Below are 20,287 nucleotides of genomic sequence, written 5' to 3' on the forward strand. Positions count from 1 at the left end.
GCGACGCCAAAAAGACCAAAGTCCAACGGCGAGAACGACATAAAAAAACGGAGATTTATTATGGTGGATGGATTTTTCAAAAAGGTAATAGACGCGGTCACTGGAGATGAAGGGCAAGTTCCAGAAGAGGGTGACTACTATCAGCAGCCTCGCCCCGCCAGTGAAGACCCCTACGGTGACCCAGCAGATTACGGTTCCTACGGTAATGTCCGTCCTGCCAGTGAAGACCCCTACGGTGACCCAGCAGATGGTATGTATGGGCAATTCGGAGATGTTCGCCCTGCTAGCGAAGACCCCTACGGTGACCCAGCCGATTACAGTTCCTACGGTAATGTTCGCCCCGCTAGTGAAGACCCCTACGGTGACCCAGCCGATGGTATTTATGAGCAATTCGGAGATGTTCGCCCTGCTAGCGAAGACCCCTACGGTGACCCAGCCGATCAGGAAAACTACTACTAATGCCTCATAGAGGGCATTGTTTTAGGGATTAGTGATGGGTTTGGGCTAAGAGTTAGTTACTACGAGTAGTACAAGAGGCAGTAGAGGAGGAATCTACTGCCTTTTTTTGCAATCAACGAAAACCTCATAGGCTTTGTTGTAAAAAAAGCTGTCACTGAGGTTCAACTCCGTGACAGCACCACTCTTTTATCTACCGACAAAGGGTTCTAAATGTCCTTTAAGTAAGCTTCCAACGCTTCCGCCGCTAGCTCAGTCATCGTCTTCCCTTGCTTTGTAGCCACATTTTTGAGACGTTTGTAGAGTTCATCCCGCACACCAACCCGATAGCGTGTTTTTCCGCTGGCAACAGGTATTGCCGAGGGTTCTGGCTTAATAACTTCATTCACTAAACCCGTATCAGATTGAGAATTGAGTTTAGGAGACTCATACTCAACCGTATATTGGCGGATGGCGTCAAAACCGACGCGATCGCAAAAATCGCCGAACTTCTCCCCGGCTTTACGCTCTTTCTTAAAGAAGACGAAAATCGGTTCTAAGAACAATTCCAACTCATGAATGGGCATCCGATCCACATAGGCTTGTGCCAACCGTGTCTGATCGGGTGAACCTCCCAGCCACACTTGATAACTCTCCGGCGCACTACCGACAAAGCCTAACTCTGCCATATAAGGGCGAGCACAACCATTGGGGCAACCGGTCATTCGCACGACAAAATGCTCGTTTTCTAAACCCACTTTGTCTAAAAGCGCTCGAATTCGCTCCAAGATGCCCGGAATCGCTCGTTCTGACTCCGTAATGGCTAACCCGCAGGTCGGGAGGGCTGGGCACGCCATGGAATAACGGACTAAGGGTTCAATTCCTTCGGGAGAAATTTGAATGCCATGTTGCTCCAGAAGCTGCTCGATCGCCAATTGCTGGGAAGGTTCAATATCATAAAGGATGATATTGTGATTGCCTGTCAGGCGCATTGGTAGGGAATATTGCTGAACAATTTCTCGCAGCGCTGATTTGAGTCGGAAGGTGCCTTCATCTTTCACCCGACCATTCTCAACGGAAATTCCCAAAAATAGCTTGCCATCTCCCTGTTCATTCCATCCCAGATAGTCCTGGTATTTGAAGGCAGGTAGGGGTTTGTAGGGGGCAATTTTCTTGCCGAAGTATTCCTCAACTTTGGCAGTGAACTTCTCCACACCCCAATCCTGAAGGAGATATTTCATTCGGGCATGACGGCGATTGGCGCGATCGCCATAATCCCGTTGTGTCGCTACAATCGCCTTGACTAAGTCGTAGACATCTTCCTTCGATACATAGCCAATCGCGTCCGCCATCCGGACAAACGTATCTTCTTTATTGTGAGTGCGTCCTAAACCGCCACCCGCCAGAACATTGAATCCCTCTAGTTTTCCCTTTTTATTGGTAATGACGACTAGACTGACATCTTGAGTGTAGAGGTCAATCGAGTTATCCCCCGGTACTGTCACCGCAATCTTAAACTTCCGGGGCATGTAATGTTGCCCGTAAATCGGTTCCTCTGGATCGGGTAAGTTGGTTCCGTTGAGATTGCGTTCCCGCGCCGCCTTCACTTCAGGCGCTTCCTCAGCACTGATGACCTTTTCGCCATCCAACCAAAGCTCGTAATAAGCGCCGGTCTGAGGAGTGAGCAAGTCGGCAATATGATTGGCATACTCCCAGGCATACTGATATTCCGGTCGATTTTTATAGGGTGCCGGGGGAGCCATGATATTGCGGTTTAAGTCACCACAAGCCCCCAAGGTTGACCCCATGCTGCGGATAATGGAGGCGAATACGGTTTTCAGGTTCTTTTTGAGAATGCCGTGAATTTGAAAGCCTTGGCGAGTGGTGGCTCTGAGGGTATGGTTGCCATATTCTTGGGATAGGCGATCGAGGGTAAGATACAGTTCAGGGGGAATGAACCCGCCTGGACTACGGGTACGTAGCATGAACTGATAGTCTTTTTCCTGACCCTTGGCTCGATTATCCCGGTTGTCCTGCTGGTAAGAGCCATGAAACTTGAGAATTTGAATGGCATCTTCTGTGAAGCGCGTAGTGTCTTGCAACAGCTCAGTGGCTACTGGTTCACGTAAGTAGTTACTGCGCTCTTTGAGTGCTTCATTTTTAGATCGTTTTTGTACTGAGGGGGAAGTCGGAGAGTTAACCATTGGAGCTACAAGTCAAAACGGATGAATTTTATTCCGGTTAATCGGGCGGGATTACGGTAAATAATCTATCTTAATCTTATCTTTGATAAATCTAAGCTTAGCTTTAGAAATCCTAAAATCTACGCCAGCGTTAGTTTATACGCTCTTTAACGCACATTGCTAGGGTAACCCCTCACGATTAAGAGTGCAAATCATTTGCGATCGCTTCATCAACTTTAAGTCAAGGAATCGAGGGCAATCACCTATCCTCAAAGTATTCAGCCTTTTCCCTGCCCCCGCTCTCATCAGGTTCATCTAGGCTGAAGCTACCTTTTCTTTACAGGTTTACACCACCGTGTCAGTGTCATCAACCTCAGCCATAGAATCTTCTGAGGTCACTTCTCAACGACCTAGTAAAAAATACCTACATACAAAAGTTAATCTGTGCTTTCCTCTGCCTTGTCAAATCTCCCAGATGGAAGAAGACTTTGGTTAAATAAAATTAGATAATAACAGGTATTCTAGAAGACTTGGTTATTACATTTTTTAACACTTTAATTTTTTGAACTCTAAATGATGCACGCTTTCTATCACTTTCCTTCAATTCTTGAAGAAATATATAGTGAGTCTCTGTGTTCTCGCCAGATTTCTCGGACTCAATTACATCAACTCCAGTCGCTTAGTCATGAGGCGGCACTCAATTCCCAACAAAATCGCTTGGTTAAGCGATTGATTCATGCCTCACGTCGAGGTTGGCTGAATGTTATCGATTAGTAGGTGAACCTAAAAGGGTTATCGATTAGCAAGGTCATCAGTTATCAGAGATAAAGCCCAAGGGTTGCCCCCAAAATAGAATAGACAGGCTAGTAAAGCCTGTCTGAAAACTTTTTTTACTCAGTGAAGGGTGTGCTTAGGGTGTTAACTGAAAAGAGCTGATCACTCAAGAGGAAGAACTGACTTAGAATTTGAAGCCAGCACCTGCTTGGAAACTGACAGCATCAGCAGGGCTATTTTGGTAAGCATCAACACCCCACTTGGTGTCACCATAGATCACTAGATTTTGACCAAGTTGAGATTCGGCACCAACAGTCACAACGGGAGCATTCTTGTTACCCAACGGTGTAGCTTGTCCTTGTTTTTCGACGAAAGAATATCCACCACCAACATAAACGTTCGTGTTCTTAGCGATAGGAACATCATAGGTAACGATTGGCATGATAGCGCTGGTATCATCGCTAAATAGGACAGCCCCACGTACGGAAACGGGTGCCTTTTGAGTTGTTAAACGGCCTTGAATATTGCCACCCAAGGTTGCAGCATCCCCACCTGTTGCACTACCCCCATTGGTTACACCTGCTGATACACCAGCGCCGATGTAGTCAGCTTTTGTGCCTTTAACGGGGTCAGCAGAGGCTCTACTTGCAGAGAGTACAGTAGGAGCAATTACGGTAACAGCTAGTGCGGCAAAGGTGACAATTGACTTAAGTGTGAGTTTCATAATTCCTTCTATCCAGGAGTTAGAGTGTATCGTTGCGTTGTTATTATCCAAGTCGTTGGGAAGAATCCAAAAGTTCCAACAAAGTGAAAAAAGTTTTTTGGCATGATCTCATTTTTTAAAGGCCGGGGAAATCGCTTATTATAGGCTATTTATCGAAAAGCCTCATATAATAAAGTGAAATGACAATTCAGTTAAAAAGTAAGGGTTATTTGGAGCCATTTGACTATCATTCAAAGTCTTTTTTGGGCTGAGTAAATGGACTCTTTTAAAACTGGCACAAGTCAAAAAATTTAAATTAATAGTTAAAGATAGCTACAGCACAATATATCTTTTAAAGGAAGAACAGCAGAGGCCGCTTTTCTCCTAATCCGGATGGGAGATGGGGAGAAAGTACTATGTTTGACTGTATAGCTGTCGCCATAAAGGTTAGGACAGCCCTAACGGCTGAAACGACGAGGTACCAGTAATAAACATAAAAGCCTTCTGCCTTCTGCCCTTGTATGAACTCCGGTCTGCCTTCTGCTATAAACTGGAGATTAGACTACGACAAACTAACTCAGCGATAACAAAAGCTGAGAAAGAAGAACAGCCAGAGAAAAAATAGAGATTAAGCAGCTTTTTTTGTCCGTTTTTTGTGTGGTGTTTTTCCTTTTTTCACTACTGGGTAACGAGTTTTTTTAGTACGTTTGTTCCCGGCTTGCCAACCCGGAGACTTTCCACGGGGTTTGGGAGAGACAGCCGGTGTGCCAATCTCCGGTAAAAGTAATGCGAACGACTCAGCCACCCGCCCAGGAGTTAAATTTGACAGGGGTTTTTGCCAAGGAAGGTGGTGTTGTGCCACCAAGTCTCTAGCTAACCATAATTCCCAAGTCAATATGGGCATTAAATCACTCCACCTTTCACATTGGCATGGAGTACTCAGTTGAGGAACTGTCCAATGTAATCGTTGTTTAAGAAAACGATACCAGTGGTCAACAGCAAAGCGACGTAAATATTGTCGCCAAATCTCAGGCAGGGGCAGCATTTCCTGACCTACCCACACCAACCATAACGGTTGAGACTTTGAGTGTGATTGCTCCGGCAGGATACGTTCGACTAAAATTAATTGCATAGCAATTGAAGCACTACCAGAAAAATGCAGGTCTTGCCACATCCGGACTCGAAGTTGCCCAAACCTTGAGTCCTCAACTTCAACCATTTCAGTAGCTTCCCACCAAGTTGATGAGTCGTTGAGCTTAAATTTTTGACCATGTTTTCTGGGTCGTCCCTTACCTGTATAGGCAGGAGGTGCTGAGTATAAACAACGATTAGAACGAATCCTCATCAAAAAGTCGGCTTCTATCTGGGCTGTTTGATTGAGCAAGGAAGCATTGCCATATTCACTATCGAGTAAAATCATCGGACGTAGTGGCAAATACTTACAAGCTTGTTTGATTTGCCAAGCAGCTTTGCTAATCGGATTCTCCCAACTGGTAATCCGCTCATGTCTCAAAGGTAATGCCCAACTGCCCTTATGTTCGGGTATCCAAGCTATGGTACTGTATCCTTGACCGATACTAATCGGTTTGTTGGAAGCGATCGCACTTGGCTGATGGCAGTAAGTACGGTCTTGCAATGTTGGTGAATGAACTCTTGCCCAAGCCGTATGATCTACGGCTAAAACGGGGCGCTCCTGCACTAGTATCTGTTTGATATACAGGCGCATTAACTTGTTGCGATTCGGTCTACAGTCTTGTAGAGCTTCATATATGCTCGGCCACTTCCGTCGAAAAAAGGGACTTAAAGAAAATTCAGCTAGGCTATAGACATTGCGAGTTGTGAGTACAGCATCAGTCAACTCAAAAGTAGCATCCTGCGCGAAGTTAATTAAGTCGTAAACTTGTTGGCGAAATTCTTGAAGTTGTTTATAGTTCATGCAGGGGAGAAATGATCGATTTTGGTTAATTATCATTTTCTCCCCTTTCCCATGACTTATACATGTCAGGTTGGATGCTCTTGATTAGGGTAGACACGGAAACACAGAACCGGAGAGACACACGCGAGAGTTTTTGTTCTGGGCAATCATCCCGGCTTGAGCTTAAGTCTGTATCATTTCATGTCAGTTTCATTGCGCTGAGTTTTATTCGCGATTGGCACTCGCGAACTTGACTAATTTTTTTGCCGTAATTACTGCTTCTCTACTCGGCACTCCTTGCCATCGTAGTCTAAACTCCAGTTATTACACATCGCTGCTTCTTGCTCACAAGAAGCAGCGGAGTCAATGGATTTGGGATTGTCCTGTGCCTAAGGGTGATGATAGAGACGCTAAATGTGGACAGATTGAATGCCTGTTCGCTTAGCCACGAACCCAGCGTTAATTTTCCTCTAGTTTCTCCACTAGGACACCTATCTTCACTGTCGCCGTATCGCCCAAATCTGTTCCTCAATTAGGCCGCGCTTGCTTATCTTTCGAGGGTTGAGGAGGCTTTTTATTAAAATAAGCCTCTAGAACTTGAAGCGTCATTGGCGCTGCGACCTTACTCCCACCGCCACCAGAATGTTCAGCAAAAGCCACCACCACAATCTCTGGTTTATCAGCAGGCGCGTAAGCTCCAAACCAAGCATGGGGCTTACCGGGAGGAGCCTCTGCGGTTCCACTTTTCCCGGCAATAGGTGGCATGTATGGCACATCTAAAGCCTTGCCCGTACCAGCCGATATCACTTCTCGCAAGCCCTGACGTATCACCTTGATGGTAGTCGGTTTGATGTTGAGAGACTTGCGCCAGCTTTTTGACTCCTCATTGTCCTTGAGCAAGTGAGGTTTAACCCGATAACCACCATTGGCGGGTGTAGCAAACATCACCGCTACTTGTAAGGGAGTGGCCTGGGTAAAGCCCTGACCAATCGACATATTCACCGTATCGCCAACCGTCCAGTCCCATTTATAAACCTTCTGCTTCCAGGCGGCATCGGCAACTAAACCTTGGGCTTCTTCCGATAGCTCAATTCCAGTTTTTTGACCAAAGCCATACTTCCGTGACCACTCAATCAGTGTTGGCCCGCCTGCACCTCTGCCAATTTGACCAAAGAAAGTATTACTGCTCATCGCCAAAGCCCTGACAAATCCGATAGGACCGAAGCCTGCCTTGTTCCACTCCCCAAAGGCGGTATTACCCACTTGTAGCGCCGCATAAGTGGGGAGGATAGTGCTCGGAGCGTATTTGCCCGATTCCATCCCGGCAGTTGCCGTGACGACTTTAAAGGTACTCGCGGGAGGAAAGCCCCGCATTGAGCGGTTAACAAAGGGATTGCCTTTACCTTGCAGTTGCTTCCAAGTGGCTGCGGTAATCCGAGTCGAGAAAATATTGGGGTCAAAGGTGGGACGGCTAACCATCGCCAAAACAGCACCATTATTAGGATCGAGGGCAACAATTGCCCCCTTTCGATTCCCTAAAGCCGCTTCCGCTGCCTTCTGCACCTTCAAATCCAGGGTTAACTGCACATCTTTACCGGATTTCGCTTTTTTTTGACCCAAAACCCTCAGGACTTGACCCGCGCCATCCACCTCGACCTGCTGACCTCCCCATTCGCCTCGCAGTTTATCCTCAAATGCCTGCTCGACGCCCATTTGACCGACAATATCGCCCATGCGGTAGCCTTCGGATTTACGCTTGGCAAGCTCTTCATCATTAAGTTCCCCGGTGTAACCGAGGACGTGAGCCGCTAAATCGCCGTTGGGGTAGTTCCGCACCGCTTCAATATCCACCTCGACCCCTTCGAGTTGGTTACTGTATTCCGCCAGGGCTGTAATTTGAGCCGGACTGATGTCCCGTTCAATCCGGATCAGAGAGGGCGAGTTAAAGCCTGCTCGTTCTACACGTTTTTGGATATCCGCTTCTGGAATATTCAACGTCTTCGAGAGGCGTTGGCGGGTTTGAGGCCAGTCTCCCTTCTTGAGCGCGATAGGCCACAGATAAACCGCATAAGACAAGCGACTGCTGGCCAACACTCGACCCTTACGGTCAAAAATATTGCCCCGCACCGGTTGCTTGGGAATCAGACGAATCCGGTTATTTTCTGCCAACTGTCGGTTACGCGAACCTTGCATCAACTGTAGGTAAGCTAAACGACTGCCCATTCCTCCGACGAGGAAAGCGCTCACGAACAGCATGACAAAGATAGATTGGTAATTGCGCCCAACAGTGCGGGGAGTCGGTTTACGTCCCCCGGAAGAAGGCTGAAAGACAGACATATCAGAAAATTTTCCCGGCAGGAGTCCGTTTAAATTTTCACCTATTCTATTGTTTATTGCGACTTTTTTGTGCTATTTACCCAACTTTCGGTTTTTAGGGGGTCAATGGGGAATGGGTAATGGGCAGGTAATCAGGGTTTTTGACTTGTGTCTGATGAATTGTCCATTCCCTTCGTGCAGGGGCATAAATAACTATCCAGTTGAAACAGGTTATAAAAGCTTCGTGTACCAACTTTCTTCCCTCCTGCCTCCTGCCTTCTGCCTCCTGCCTCCTGCCTTCTGCCTCCTGCCTCCTGCCTCCTGCCTCCTGCCTTCTGCCTTCTTAGACTAGTTACGAGCTGCTGGTTTAGGTTTAGAAGTCGGAGCCTCTGACTTCGGTTTGGGGATTAAGCCTGGATTGTTGTGCTTAAAGTAAGCCTCCATCACTTCGCGTACCATGGGACCGGCTACCGAACCGCCGCCACCCCCAGAATGTTCGGCAAATGCCAATACCACAATCTCTGGTTTATCCGCAGGCGCATAGGCTCCAAACCAAGCATGAGATTTTCCGGGAGGCGCTTCAGCCGTGCCACTTTTTCCGGCGGAGGGCGGGAGTTCGGGGACGTTCAACGCCTTGCCCGTGCCCGCTGCCACTACTTCTCGCAAGCCTTGGCGTATCACCTTAAGGGTCGGCGGTTTGATGTTGAGAGACTGACGCCAGCTTTTTGACTCCTCATTATCCTTGAGTAAGTGAGGTTTCACCCGATAACCCCCATTGGCTGGCACAGCAAACATCACCGCTACTTGTAAGGGAGTGGCCTGGGTAAAGCCCTGACCAATTGACATATTCACCGTATCGCCAACCGTCCAGTCCCATTTATAAACCTTCTGCTTCCAGGCGGCATCGGCAACTAAACCTTGGGCTTCTTCCGATAGCTCAATACCAGTTTTTTGACCAAAGCCATACTTACGTGCCCACTCAATCAGGGCGGGGCCGCCTGCACCTCGACCAATCTGACCAAAGAAAGTATTGCTGCTCATTGCCAAAGCCCTGACAAATCCGATGGAACCAAAGCCCGCATGGTTCCACTCCCCAAAAGCCGTTCCGCCCACTTGCAGCGCCGCAAAAGTAGGGAGGATGGTGCTGGGAGAGTATTTACCTGATTCCATGCCAGCGGTGGCGGTGACGACTTTAAAGGTACTCGCGGGAGGGAAGCCCCGCATCGAACGGTTAACAAAGGGGTTGCCTTTGCCTTGCAGTTGCTTCCAGGTGGCGGCGGTAATCCGAGTCGAGAAAATGTTGGGGTCAAAGGTGGGACGGCTGACCATCGCTAAGACAGCGCCTGTGTTTGGGTTGAGAGCCACAATTGCGCCTTTTTGCTCACCTAACGCCTTCTCTGCGGCTTTCTGAACATCTAAATCCAGGGTTAACTGCACATCCTTACCGGATTTGGCTTTTTTCTGACCCAAAACCCTCAGGACATGACCCGCACCATCTACTTCGACCTGCTGGCCTCCCCATTCGCCCCGGAGCTGGCTTTCAAAGGCTTCTTCGACGCCCATTTGACCGACAATATCGCCCATGCGGTAGCCTTCGGATTTACGCTTGGCGAGTTCTTCATCGTTGAGTTCCCCGGTGTAACCGAGAACGTGAGCCGCCATAGCGCCGTTGGGATAATCCCGCACTGCTTCAATATCGACCTCAACCCCCTCAAGTTGGTTACTGTATTCTTCCATGGCTGTGATCTGAGCCGGAGTGATGCCACGGGCAATCCGCAGGAGTGAGGGAGAGTTATAGCCGGCTTTTTCTAAACGTTTTTCAATCTCACCTTCTGGGATATTCAAAATCTTGGAGACGAGTTTCAGGGTTTCAGGCCATTCGGCCTTCTTGCGGGCAAGGGGCCAAATATACACCGCGTGAGACAACCGACTGCTAGCTAACACTCGACCCTTACGGTCAAAAATATTGCCCCGAACCGGTTGCTTGGGAATCAGACGAATCCGGTTATTGTCTGCCAACTGTTGGTTGCGATTTCCCTCCAGCAACTGTAGATAAACTAAGCGAGCGCTCATACCTCCGACGAGGAAGATGCTCACGAACAGCATGACAAAGATGGATTGATAGTTACGCCCAACAGTACGGGGGGTAGGTTTACGCCCTAGGGAGGGAGGCTGATTAACAGTCATATCAGAAATCGTACAGGATGGAGTCCAAACAAGTTTTGACTGGGTTGAGGGTTGAGCAGGATGTCCCCAGCTAGAAGAAGCGGCTCAACCCTCAACTGAGGATACGTGTTTTTTGATTTATGGCAAGGGGGTGACCCAAATTTTAGTGCTAGCGTGAGCGGAGTATTTCTACCGCCACTAGCGGAATATAACGCCAATGAAGTATGAGTTGGTCATCGGAATACATCAAGACCGTCGAGTAGACAGATAAAATAATCCCAGGTAGGGAAACGACGCTTAACCAAACAGACAGACTCGCCCTCGAAATTGGGCATCGCCGCTGTTGAACTAATCACTATGTCTCAAACTTCCGTTAAAGAACAACGCGCTCCGGATACTGCGACTGAGCTTGATGTTGAACTCCGCAAGGTGTTCAAAGTTTTTGCTGGAGAGACGGCTGTCCGGGGTGTAGACTTGCAGATTCACCGGGGAGAATTTTTTAGTATCCTCGGCCCATCGGGTTGTGGAAAGACAACAACCCTGCGATTGGTGGCTGGCTTTGAGACCCCCTCAGCGGGAGAGGTGCTGATTCAGGGGCAGCTGATGAATCATATCCCTCCACACCGACGCCCGGTGAATACGGTGTTTCAAAGCTATGCTCTGTTCAATCACTTAAGGGTGTCGGAAAATATCGCCTTTGGTCTGCGGTTGAAAAAGCTCAAAAGCGCTGATGTTGAAGAGCGGGTGAAACAAGCGCTCAAACAAGTGAAAATGGAGGCTTACGCAAATCGGTTTCCAGGGCAACTGTCTGGAGGGCAACAGCAACGAGTGGCGTTAGCACGAGCTTTGGTGAATCGACCGGCGGTGTTGTTGTTGGATGAGCCTTTGGGGGCGTTGGATTTGAAATTGCGTAAGGAAATGCAGGTCGAGCTGTCGAATCTGCATCAAGAGTTAGGGTTAACGTTTATTATGGTGACCCATGACCAAGAAGAAGCGTTGAGCCTGTCTGACCGGATTGCGGTGATGCGCGGTGGAAAAATTGAGCAAGTGGGTTCCCCGACGGAAATCTACGAACGTCCCCGCACGACCTTTGTCGCCGATTTTATTGGAGATACCAATTTATTTAAGGGGCGCATCGAATCTTCAGACGCCTCTTCGCTTCAAATTCTCACCCCAACAGGTCTGAAGATTGTTGTGCAATCGAAGCCGCCCAGCCATGCGGCGGCACAGGCTCAAGAAATGGTGGTCAGTATACGGCCTGAAAAAATTCGTCTCTCCCTGTCTCCCCCAGAGTCAACCATCAATTGCTTTGAGGGTTATCTCCAGCATGTGATGTACTTGGGGACACATGTGCATTATGTGGTGGAGTTGGAGAGTGGCGATCGCATAACCGTCAGGCTACCCAACGTCACTCATAAATTACCTGATACTAACACTCCAGTATACGCTCGTTGGGCACCTGCTGATTGTCTCGCGTTGGAGGAGTGAGGCCATGTCAATAACGGGCATGAGTTCGTTTTTACAGGAGTTGGAGTCTTACTGCTTTTCTGTCGCGATTGTCACATTTCTCGATAGTAACCGTGAACCCATGGTCATTACCCTAACGCGCCAAGGGCAACAAGTCACCTATGGCGACGATTGGGGCATCAAAGAATTATTCATCTCCAAACTGTTATGGGACTGCAATCCTTCCGGTTCGCTGATTTTGCGCTCCTTCACCCAAGAAATCGACGAATTCACTCAGTTACCGATTAAAGAACTGCGGGGTTACATTCTCCAAGGTGACGGAGATGACTTGGCATTTGAAAAACTATCCCCCAAAGCCATGTTCGCCTGTCACAATACCGACGCCCAAACCGATGAACCTCTTGCTTTAGAGCAATCCGTGCGCTACTGCTAAGAAGTGGATTAAACTTTGGCTGGTTAAAAGTTGACAAATAAAAAGTTCTAATCCTATAAAAACCTTCAACTTAAAACCTTAAAACCTTCACCTTAAATTCTTAAAACCTTCAACTTTTTCAATTGTGCCTACTCCCGATCAAGATACATTCCTAAAACGTCCTAATCGGCGTCAGTTCTTAAAGTTAGCCGCCTCGGCAACGCTCAGTAGTACGGCGCTTTCTGGCTGTGGCTGGACGCTGGCTGAAGTGCGTCCGCCAGCCACCGAGCAAGGTTCTGCAAAAGCATCAAAAGATGTATACATTTACACTTGGGCAGGTTATACCGATCAGGATTTACTCAAACGCTTTGAAAAAGAAACGGGTTTCCGAGCTGTAGCCGATGTCTTTGATTCTAATGAGGCCATGTTGGCTCGACTTCAGGCAGGCGGTGGGGGTGGTTATAGCATTATCTACCCATCTGATTATATGGTGTCGAAAATGTCAGAAATGGGGCTATTGACTCAACTCGACGCCTCTCGCATCACGGGATTAAATCAGTTATTTCCTAAGTTCCGCAATCCTGTTTCCGACCCAGGCAACCAGTACAGTGTACCTGTAAGCTGGGGCACAACGGGTTTAATTTACAATCCCAAGAAATTAAAGCAGGCACCCGAAGATTGGTCTTATCTTTGGGAAAATCAACAGCAACTCTCTAAGCGGATGACATTGCTCAATGATGTTCGCGAGGTGATGGGGGCAACGTTGAAAATGTTGGGTTATTCCTATAACTCAACCGATCCTCAACACATTCAACAAGCCTATCAAAAGTTAATGGATTTAAAATCTAATCTCGCTTCATTTACTTCTGATGCTTGGCGACCTCAAGTTTTAAGTGGAGATTTATCAGTAGCCATGTGCTATTCCGCTGATGCTAATGAAGTTATGGGAGAGAATGAAAGCTTGGAGTATGTCGTGCCTAAAAGTGGTTCTTCTTTGTGGATGGATACTTTGGCGATTCCCAAAAGCGCTCCTAATGTTGAAGGTGCTTACGCTTGGATTAACTTTATGTTGCAACCGGATGTGGCGGCTGAAGTTTGTAAACGATTGAGTTTCGCTACACCCAATCAAGAGGCTTTTAAGTTGTTACCCCCTGATGTTAAATCCAACCAAAGTCTGTTTCCACCAGAAGCCATACTAGAAACTTGTGAAAGTATTGCCCCTGTTCCAGAGTCGATTAGTGCTGTTTATGATGGATACTGGACTAAATTAGCGAGTGCTTAAGGAAGTATGATACTAATCCGTTGGCATGGGAATATTATTTTTTTAACGCAGAGGTTGCAGAGGGTCACGCAGAGGAACGCAGAGTTTTTGGAGTTCAATTTCAGTAAATGATGAGGCAAAGGAACATAAGATGAAGTAGGTGGTTTAAAGTGGAAGATTTTATGAACTTTGGATATATAGAATTTAGCTTGATTTTTTCATAGTTTATGGTTTGGATTTTTAACGTTTTTATTCCTTGAACCCTGTAATGACCTGTGTCTACTAATATTACTCCCCCCTCCCTACCCAAGTCTGGTGCAATGGATGGTACAGAATCGGTGGTTTTGTCGGAAAAGAAACGCCCTAAAGGAAAGTGGGTGGAACCTTTTGTCTTGCTTTCTCCGGCGGGAATTTGGTTGTTTCTGTTGTTGGTGCTGCCAACGTTGGTGATTTTTGAGTTGAGTTTGGTACCTAATATTAAGCCGGGGATGGTGGTTAATCCTTCAGGAATTGACAACTATCTCAAGGTATTTAGCTCAACAAATTTGTTGGTCATGGGGCGATCGCTCTTTTTTGCGATTGGTAGCACACTGATTTGTTTGATTTTGGGATTTCCTGTCGCTTACTGGATTGCTCAGATGACACCCAAGCGTTGGCGAAATTTACTGCTTTTGGGGTTTATCTTACCGTTGTGGACTTCTTCACTCTTGCGTTCCTATGCCTGGATTACTATTTTGCGGCCTACAGGGGTACTCAATACATTTTTACTGGAACCGTTAGCGCCTTTCCTCAATCCGTTACTAGGTGGTTTGAATCAGTTACTGGAAAGTTTCAATCTTGTATTAGAGAATTTGAGTTTACCTACTCTACCGCTTTTACAGCTTTTACCGTGGAACATTCTCAACGAATGGCCAGCGGTGTTAATTGGCATGGCTTATAGTTATTTGCCCTACATGGTGTTAATTTTATATGCTTCGTTGGAGAAGTTAGACAAGCGTTTATTAGAAGCTTCGGCAGATTTGGGGGCAAATCCGATTCAAACTTTTTGGAAGGTAACGGTACCGCAAACTTTGCCAGGAATTGCAGCGGGTTCTTTGCTGGTATTTATTAGTGGTTTGGGAGATTTTGTCGATCCAGAATTACTGGGTGGGGCATCGAGTATGACGGGTGCTCGTTTGATTTATAACCAATTTTTGGGGCCAACACCTAACTGGGGGTTTGGTTCAGCCTTGAGTATGTTGTTAATTGTGGCGGTGAGTATGGCGATCGCACTTTTGATTAAGTATGGCGATCGGGATGCGGCATCGCAGCGTTAGCCAGAACCCCCTTTTCCTATTTTTTAAGGACTAGGGCTGATTTATTCTCTCAAAGTGATCATCCGCCAAGGGTTGAAACCCCTGTCTCATAGCTCAAGTCCACTTCAGTGGACTAAAACTCTCATGTAGTCGTCTTTAGACGACTTGGACTATTAGGCAGGGACTTAAGTCCCTGGCGGACTTCGGGAAAATGAATCAGCCCCCCTCACCTCCTCGTATGAGCTCCGGCTAAAAAAGGGGAAAACCCCAGGAGAGCCAGATTCTCAATAGGGGACGTGCTAGATTAGCGGGAAATTCACTCTTGCTAACGCCGCGTCTGCATAAGCTGGGAAGGTGCCAATGGTTTGGAAGAAGATTTGGACAGTTCTCAACACTGAGATTAAATGGCCTGATGGGACTGAAACAGTAAGAGGAGTTGCAGGCACTGCGGCGGGAGTATGGCTTAAGCGATGGATGATACCATTTCACGTTTAATCCGCTACACATCGACCCCTCTAACCCCCCTTATTAAGGGGGGAACTTGAAATCTTGCTCCCTCCCCTTCACAAGGGGAGGGGTCTTTCAAGGATTTTTGCAACAGACGACCTGTTTTGAGGCTTTACTTCCTGGTCATCCTTTTGAGGTTCCACCCCCTCTGTTCCGTAAACTAGAGGATAGCAATATCCAAGAGCTACGCGGACAATTCGGGGGACGGCTTAATGACAGAAAAACTCTCGTATCAACAGGAGGAGGATATCCCTGTCGATATGCTGAATGCTAAATCTAAACTCAACGTCTCCTGGCAGGCGGTTTTCTCGGCGTTGATGTTTTTTTATATGTACCTGCCTATCCTGGTACTGACGTTTTATAGCTTCAATGATTCGGCTTATAGCGCCAATTGGAAGGGATTTACCCTGAAGTGGTATACCAAGCTATTTGATGACTCGCGCATCCTTACAGCATTGCAAAATAGTTTGACGGTGGCATTCTTAGCCGTCGGGATTGCGGCGGTGCTGGGGACGTTTATGGCGGTAGGTTTAGCCCGCTATCGCTTTCCAGGGAAGTCGTTGTACCGGGGTATTTCTTACCTACCCCTGATTGTCCCAGATATTGCGATCGCTGTCGCTACCCTTGTCTTTCTCGCCGTGATTGCTGTACCCCTGAGTCTGTGGACGATTGTCGCCGCTCATGTGGTATTTTGTATTTCTTATGTTGCCGTTAATGTCTCTGCCCGAATTTCGGGACTTGACCCTCACCTGGAAGAAGCCGCTCTGGATTTAGGCGCAACACCGTTTCAAGCTTTTCTCAAAGTCTTGCTGCCGGAATTGATGCCAGCCATTGTCGGGGGTTGTCTAATTGCCTTTGTCCTGAGTATGGACGACTTTCTCATTGCCAGCTTTACGGCAGGTACGGGTGCAACCACTTTACCCATGGAAATTTTTAGCCGCATCCGAACGGGTGTTAAACCCGATATTAACGCTTTGAGTGTAATTCTGATTTTGTTATCGGGTGCTGTGGCATTGATTGGGGAATTGCTGCGCTATCAGAGTGAGCAGAAACGTTTTAAGTGATGGGTGATGGGTAATGGGTAATGGGTAATGGCAAGAGTTTAGTTTTTATGTAGTTTAAATGGCTCACTTATTTCTGATCGAATGTCCATACTCCATCCCAGTTTTCGGGTACACCCTCTTCCATCAACTGGTGAACTCGCTCTAAATAAAGCTGTGCTGTCTTATCCGAAAGATTGACAGCCAAAACCTGTTCAAAGTAACGTTTAGCCTCTGCAAATTCTCGACGGCGGTAATATTCCAATCCCTGTTCAAAATCGGATTGAGTCTGAAATTTTAATGCTTTCACCTCTTCAGGCTCACCATCCATCACTTCATAGATAGAAATGGATTCCGTTTTGCCTTTAACAATGGCGCGATCAAGAAATCGAATTTCATATTGACTGGGGTCATTCAGCCTCTCCAAAACTTGCTCGGAAATTAACATGGACACCCCATAAAACTTTGTCAAGCCTTCTAAACGCGCTGTCAAATTGACACTATCGGAAAGCGCATCGCCCTGCATCCGGTTTTCTTCTCCCACCATGCCCACCAATATATAACCAAGGTGAATGCCAATACCCGCTTGAATCAGTTGATAACCTCTGGCTTGCCGATGTTGATTATAGTCCCGAATTCTTTTGAGTTTGGCGATTCCAGCTCTTACGGCATCATCGGCACCATTCGGGAAAATGGCCATCAATCCATCCCCTAAATATTTAACAATGATACCGTTGTGATTGCGAATTGCTGGGCCAACCCGCTGTAGATAGGCGTTGACAAAACTGAAGGTATCTTGGGGCGTCATGCTCTCAGATAGGGTGGTGAAGGAGCGGATATCGGAGAACATCACAGCCATTTCTTTGCTGACGTGGTCGCCTAAATGGACATGGGTTACATATTGTTTTTGCAGAAATTTAAGATATTCCAGGGGGAAAAAACGGGCAAAGGCATTCTTGTGATTTTCTAATATTTCAAAGGATTCTTTGAGTTGCCCTGCCATATCATTGAATGACTGAGCTAGTTGTCCGACTTCATCAGAACGGTCAAGTTCAACGGCTTTATCCCATTCTCCTTTAGCGATATCTTTGGCGGCAAAGTTGAGCCGGATTAGGGGTTCTGTCACCCAGCGAACAGTGAGAATGCCAATCAAAATCGCGGCCATTAAAGTAACGATGCACAGAAAGAACGTGATCCGGTTGTTGGCGTGGATTTGCTGCATGAAGTCGGATTCTGGCACAACCACCACAATCAGCCAGTCCAAACCGTATCCGTCCCTAAAGGAAGACACTTGGAGGAATTGTCGCTGATTGTTCAGCTTAAATTCGAGTTGATAGTTTTTCTGAATGTTTTTAAGATGACCAAAGCGATCGCGTAAAAAAGCCGCGCTCGAACGCATGAGTAGATCGTTGCTCTCCAAGGCGCGGAGGCGTTTGGCATTTTTGGATCTTCCCACTAATAAGGGTTGAGCACTAATCGAACTGGCGACTAACTCTCCAGACGGTTCCATAATAAAGACTTCCCCAGATCGACCAATTTTTAGAGTCTGCAAAAACTTGCCAATTTGGTCAATCCCTAACTCACAAGCCAAAACCCCTAAAAGTTCGCCCTTGCGGTCATAAAATGGGCGACTTGCCTTTATTTGCAGCAGGTCATAGCCTGTATTAATGTAAACCTCACTCCAAGTCGGTTTTCCTTGCTTGACGGCGGCTGTGTAGTAAGGGCGAGTTCGCGTATCATAGTTCAGAACGGTCTTAGCCACGTTGAGGCGATTCCCCTCTGGGTCGATGTTGTAGTAGCGGAGAGTTCCACCACCCGGAGTGAGTTGTTCGGCAATTTGAGGCTGCTCAGTCGTCGATAAACGATTGATCCAACCGACACGCAGAAACTGACCTTGTTCGTTGGCAAAGCCCGCATTTCCAATGGACTCATAAGTCTGGACTTGTCGCCAAAAATAAAGTTCAGCCTTTCGCACGTTCTGAAAGTCCAACAATCCCAGTTGAATCGCATGTGCATTAAATTGATTCACCTGTTGAGGGACTTCGACATAGGTTTGGATGCGGTCGTGAACGCGGGCGGAGACTTCACTTCGCAACTGATTGGCGAGGTCATTCACCACTTTCTGCCCATTTTTAAAGGAGAGATAACCCACCAACCCAACGGCACCAACCACTTGCACGACAAAGGGAACAATCAGAATGACGCGTAGCGGAACTTTACCCAATGTCCGCAGCAATTTTCTCTGGGTTCGCTTGGGAGTAGGTGCGGTTTGGGGAAGGGTGGCAACCGTTGTTTGACCGGAAATCCCTGGTGGAGAGTCGGTGGCGATTAGGATAGGAGTCTTTGTGGCAGACATTATAGACTTGATTGCCGCTCGTTCACTGGGTTGAAGATGGGACGAGGTTGGGGCAATGGCTGCCTGACGCCCCGTATCCGTAACGGTGCCATGAAAAGGCAGTGTGAAAATAAAGCGAGTGCCAAAACCGACTTCCGACTCCACCCAAATTTTCCCGCCGTGCAATTCCACCAAGGCTTTGGTGAGGCTTAACTGTAAATCGTTGGTTTCAGACTGCTGAATGGCTAAATAATCAGCTTGGTTAAATAGCTCCAAAATATCTTCTAATTTGTCTTCTGAAATCCCAGCACCCGTATCAGCAACGGTAATCACCAATTGCTCTAAGTTCTCTGTACCCTGCTGTTGGAACTCGTCCACCACGGCTGAAATTTCCACACAACCGTGTTCTGTTAAGTTAATCGCTTGAGCCACCAAACTTTGCAAAATTTGTTGCAAGCGCTGCTCATCTGCATTAATGTTAGGTAAATCAACGGGGATAGAATTGACGAGCTGCAAGTCTTTGTGGCTGACTAAGGTTTGGCTCGACTGTAATACTTTCTCCGTTAGCGATCGCACATTCACAGCTTGCCAATGGAGCTCCATGTCTCCCTGTCGCAGCTTGGAGAAGTCCCGAATGTTGTTGACTAAGTTGAAGAGTTGATGTCCACTTTGGGCAATCGTGGATAACTTTTGTTGTTGCGTCTGAGAAAATTCTCCCGCTTCTTTTTCTAAAAGCGACTGGACTAAATGAACCATCTGATTGAGAGGAGTACACAGTTCATTAGAAGTGTTAATCAGAAATTCATCTTTGAGTTCACTCAATCGCTTGAGCTGACCATGTTTTTCTTTTAACGCTTGGGTAAAACGGATGCGATCAACCTCTGATTGTTTGCGTTTAGTAACATCGAGAATGGCAGTGAGCAGAACTTCCTCTCCATAAAGAGAAAACGGTTGAAGTGAGATTGCCCCCCAAAATACGGTCTCATCCTGCTTTTTTAACCGGATTTCATAGTTCCGTAAAGAGCCATTTTTAGCATAAATATCTAACAATTTTTTGCGGTCATTGGGGTCAGAATAAAAATCGAGTACTGAGCGGCCTAATAGTTCCTGCATCGGCAGACTAAACATAGAAGTAGCCGCCGCATTGGCGTAAAGAACTTCACCATCCGATAAACGCGAAATCAGGATAGTAATCGGGGTCGCTTCGGCAATCAGGCGAAAGCGTTCTCTGCTTTCTTGCTTTGCGGCTTCTGCCTCCTTTTGTAGTTTTTCCTCTATCACATCACCATGGTCTGCTATGGTTTCCAGCATGATTTCCAAGTCAGCTTTTTCTTGCTGAACTTTTGCGAGTTCCTGACTCAAATGGGTGATTTCTAATCGGAGTTGTTCTATCTGTGGGTTGTTTGAGGATGGCCTAGGGGCTTCGGAGTGAGTGGAGTCAGACATAACGGGATTGAGCTGGTTGAAGCAGTGTCCGT

At 47.1% G+C, this 20,287-nt stretch carries 13 protein-coding genes; 7 read left to right on the forward strand and 6 right to left on the reverse strand.

Going from position 1 to position 20,287, the window contains the following annotated elements:
* The first annotated feature begins 60 nt into the window (after positions 1 to 60).
* Positions 61 to 459 (forward strand): hypothetical protein, encoded by a 399-nt coding sequence (locus MIC7113_RS17310; RefSeq protein WP_041780107.1) that lies wholly within the window; start codon positions 61 to 63, stop codon positions 457 to 459.
* A 206-nt stretch (positions 460 to 665) separates the two neighbouring features.
* Here MIC7113_RS17310 and sir read toward each other — a convergent pair whose 3' ends face one another.
* Complete coding sequence (gene sir / locus MIC7113_RS17315) at positions 666 to 2,639, reverse strand: sulfite reductase, ferredoxin dependent (protein ID WP_015183461.1); 1,974 nt, start codon at positions 2,637 to 2,639, stop codon at positions 666 to 668.
* A gap of 552 nt (positions 2,640 to 3,191) precedes the next feature.
* Here sir and MIC7113_RS17320 point away from each other — a divergent pair.
* Positions 3,192 to 3,392: a hypothetical protein gene (locus MIC7113_RS17320; RefSeq protein ID WP_015183462.1), complete on the forward strand. Its 201-nt coding sequence runs from the start codon at positions 3,192 to 3,194 to the stop codon at positions 3,390 to 3,392.
* Positions 3,393 to 3,576: 184 nt separating this feature from the next.
* Here MIC7113_RS17320 and MIC7113_RS17325 read toward each other — a convergent pair whose 3' ends face one another.
* The 4 genes from MIC7113_RS17325 to mrdA (MIC7113_RS17340) form a co-directional block, all read right to left on the reverse strand.
* Complete coding sequence (locus MIC7113_RS17325; protein ID WP_015183463.1) at positions 3,577 to 4,116, reverse strand: hypothetical protein; 540 nt, start codon at positions 4,114 to 4,116, stop codon at positions 3,577 to 3,579.
* A 607-nt stretch (positions 4,117 to 4,723) separates the two neighbouring features.
* The gene (locus tag MIC7113_RS17330) at positions 4,724 to 6,031 is read right to left on the reverse strand and encodes an NF041680 family putative transposase (RefSeq protein ID WP_015180559.1); all 1,308 of its coding nucleotides are present in this window, start codon (positions 6,029 to 6,031) and stop codon (positions 4,724 to 4,726) included.
* Positions 6,032 to 6,538: 507 nt separating this feature from the next.
* Complete coding sequence (gene mrdA, locus MIC7113_RS17335) at positions 6,539 to 8,347, reverse strand: penicillin-binding protein 2 (RefSeq protein WP_015183464.1); 1,809 nt, start codon at positions 8,345 to 8,347, stop codon at positions 6,539 to 6,541.
* 327 nt (positions 8,348 to 8,674) lie between these two features.
* Complete coding sequence (mrdA, locus tag MIC7113_RS17340; RefSeq protein WP_015183465.1) at positions 8,675 to 10,513, reverse strand: penicillin-binding protein 2; 1,839 nt, start codon at positions 10,511 to 10,513, stop codon at positions 8,675 to 8,677.
* 336 nt (positions 10,514 to 10,849) lie between these two features.
* Here mrdA (MIC7113_RS17340) and MIC7113_RS17345 point away from each other — a divergent pair, with 336 nt between their 5' ends.
* The 5 genes from MIC7113_RS17345 to MIC7113_RS17365 all read left to right on the forward strand — a co-directional run bounded on the left by MIC7113_RS17345 (position 10,850) and on the right by MIC7113_RS17365 (position 16,498).
* On the forward strand, positions 10,850 to 11,980 hold the full coding sequence (locus MIC7113_RS17345; RefSeq protein WP_015183466.1) for an ABC transporter ATP-binding protein: 1,131 nt from the start codon (positions 10,850 to 10,852) through the stop codon (positions 11,978 to 11,980).
* A gap of 4 nt (positions 11,981 to 11,984) precedes the next feature.
* Complete coding sequence (locus MIC7113_RS17350) at positions 11,985 to 12,392, forward strand: hypothetical protein (RefSeq protein ID WP_015183467.1); 408 nt, start codon at positions 11,985 to 11,987, stop codon at positions 12,390 to 12,392.
* Positions 12,393 to 12,516: 124 nt separating this feature from the next.
* Positions 12,517 to 13,653, forward strand: a complete 1,137-nt coding sequence (locus MIC7113_RS17355) for an ABC transporter substrate-binding protein (protein ID WP_015183468.1) — start codon at positions 12,517 to 12,519, stop codon at positions 13,651 to 13,653.
* 299 nt (positions 13,654 to 13,952) lie between these two features.
* A complete protein-coding gene (locus MIC7113_RS17360; protein WP_015183469.1) occupies positions 13,953 to 14,948 on the forward strand; it encodes an ABC transporter permease in 996 nt (331 codons plus the stop codon).
* A gap of 698 nt (positions 14,949 to 15,646) precedes the next feature.
* On the forward strand, positions 15,647 to 16,498 hold the full coding sequence (locus MIC7113_RS17365; RefSeq protein ID WP_015183470.1) for an ABC transporter permease: 852 nt from the start codon (positions 15,647 to 15,649) through the stop codon (positions 16,496 to 16,498).
* 67 nt (positions 16,499 to 16,565) lie between these two features.
* On the opposite strand, the gene MIC7113_RS17370 is transcribed toward MIC7113_RS17365, so the two are convergent.
* Entirely contained in the window at positions 16,566 to 20,255 is a 3,690-nt protein-coding gene (locus tag MIC7113_RS17370) for an ATP-binding protein (protein ID WP_015183471.1), read from the reverse strand.
* Positions 20,256 to 20,287 lie beyond the last annotated feature (32 nt).

This window comes from Allocoleopsis franciscana PCC 7113 (assembly GCF_000317515.1).
GTDB lineage: Bacteria > Cyanobacteriota > Cyanobacteriia > Cyanobacteriales > Coleofasciculaceae > Allocoleopsis > Allocoleopsis franciscana.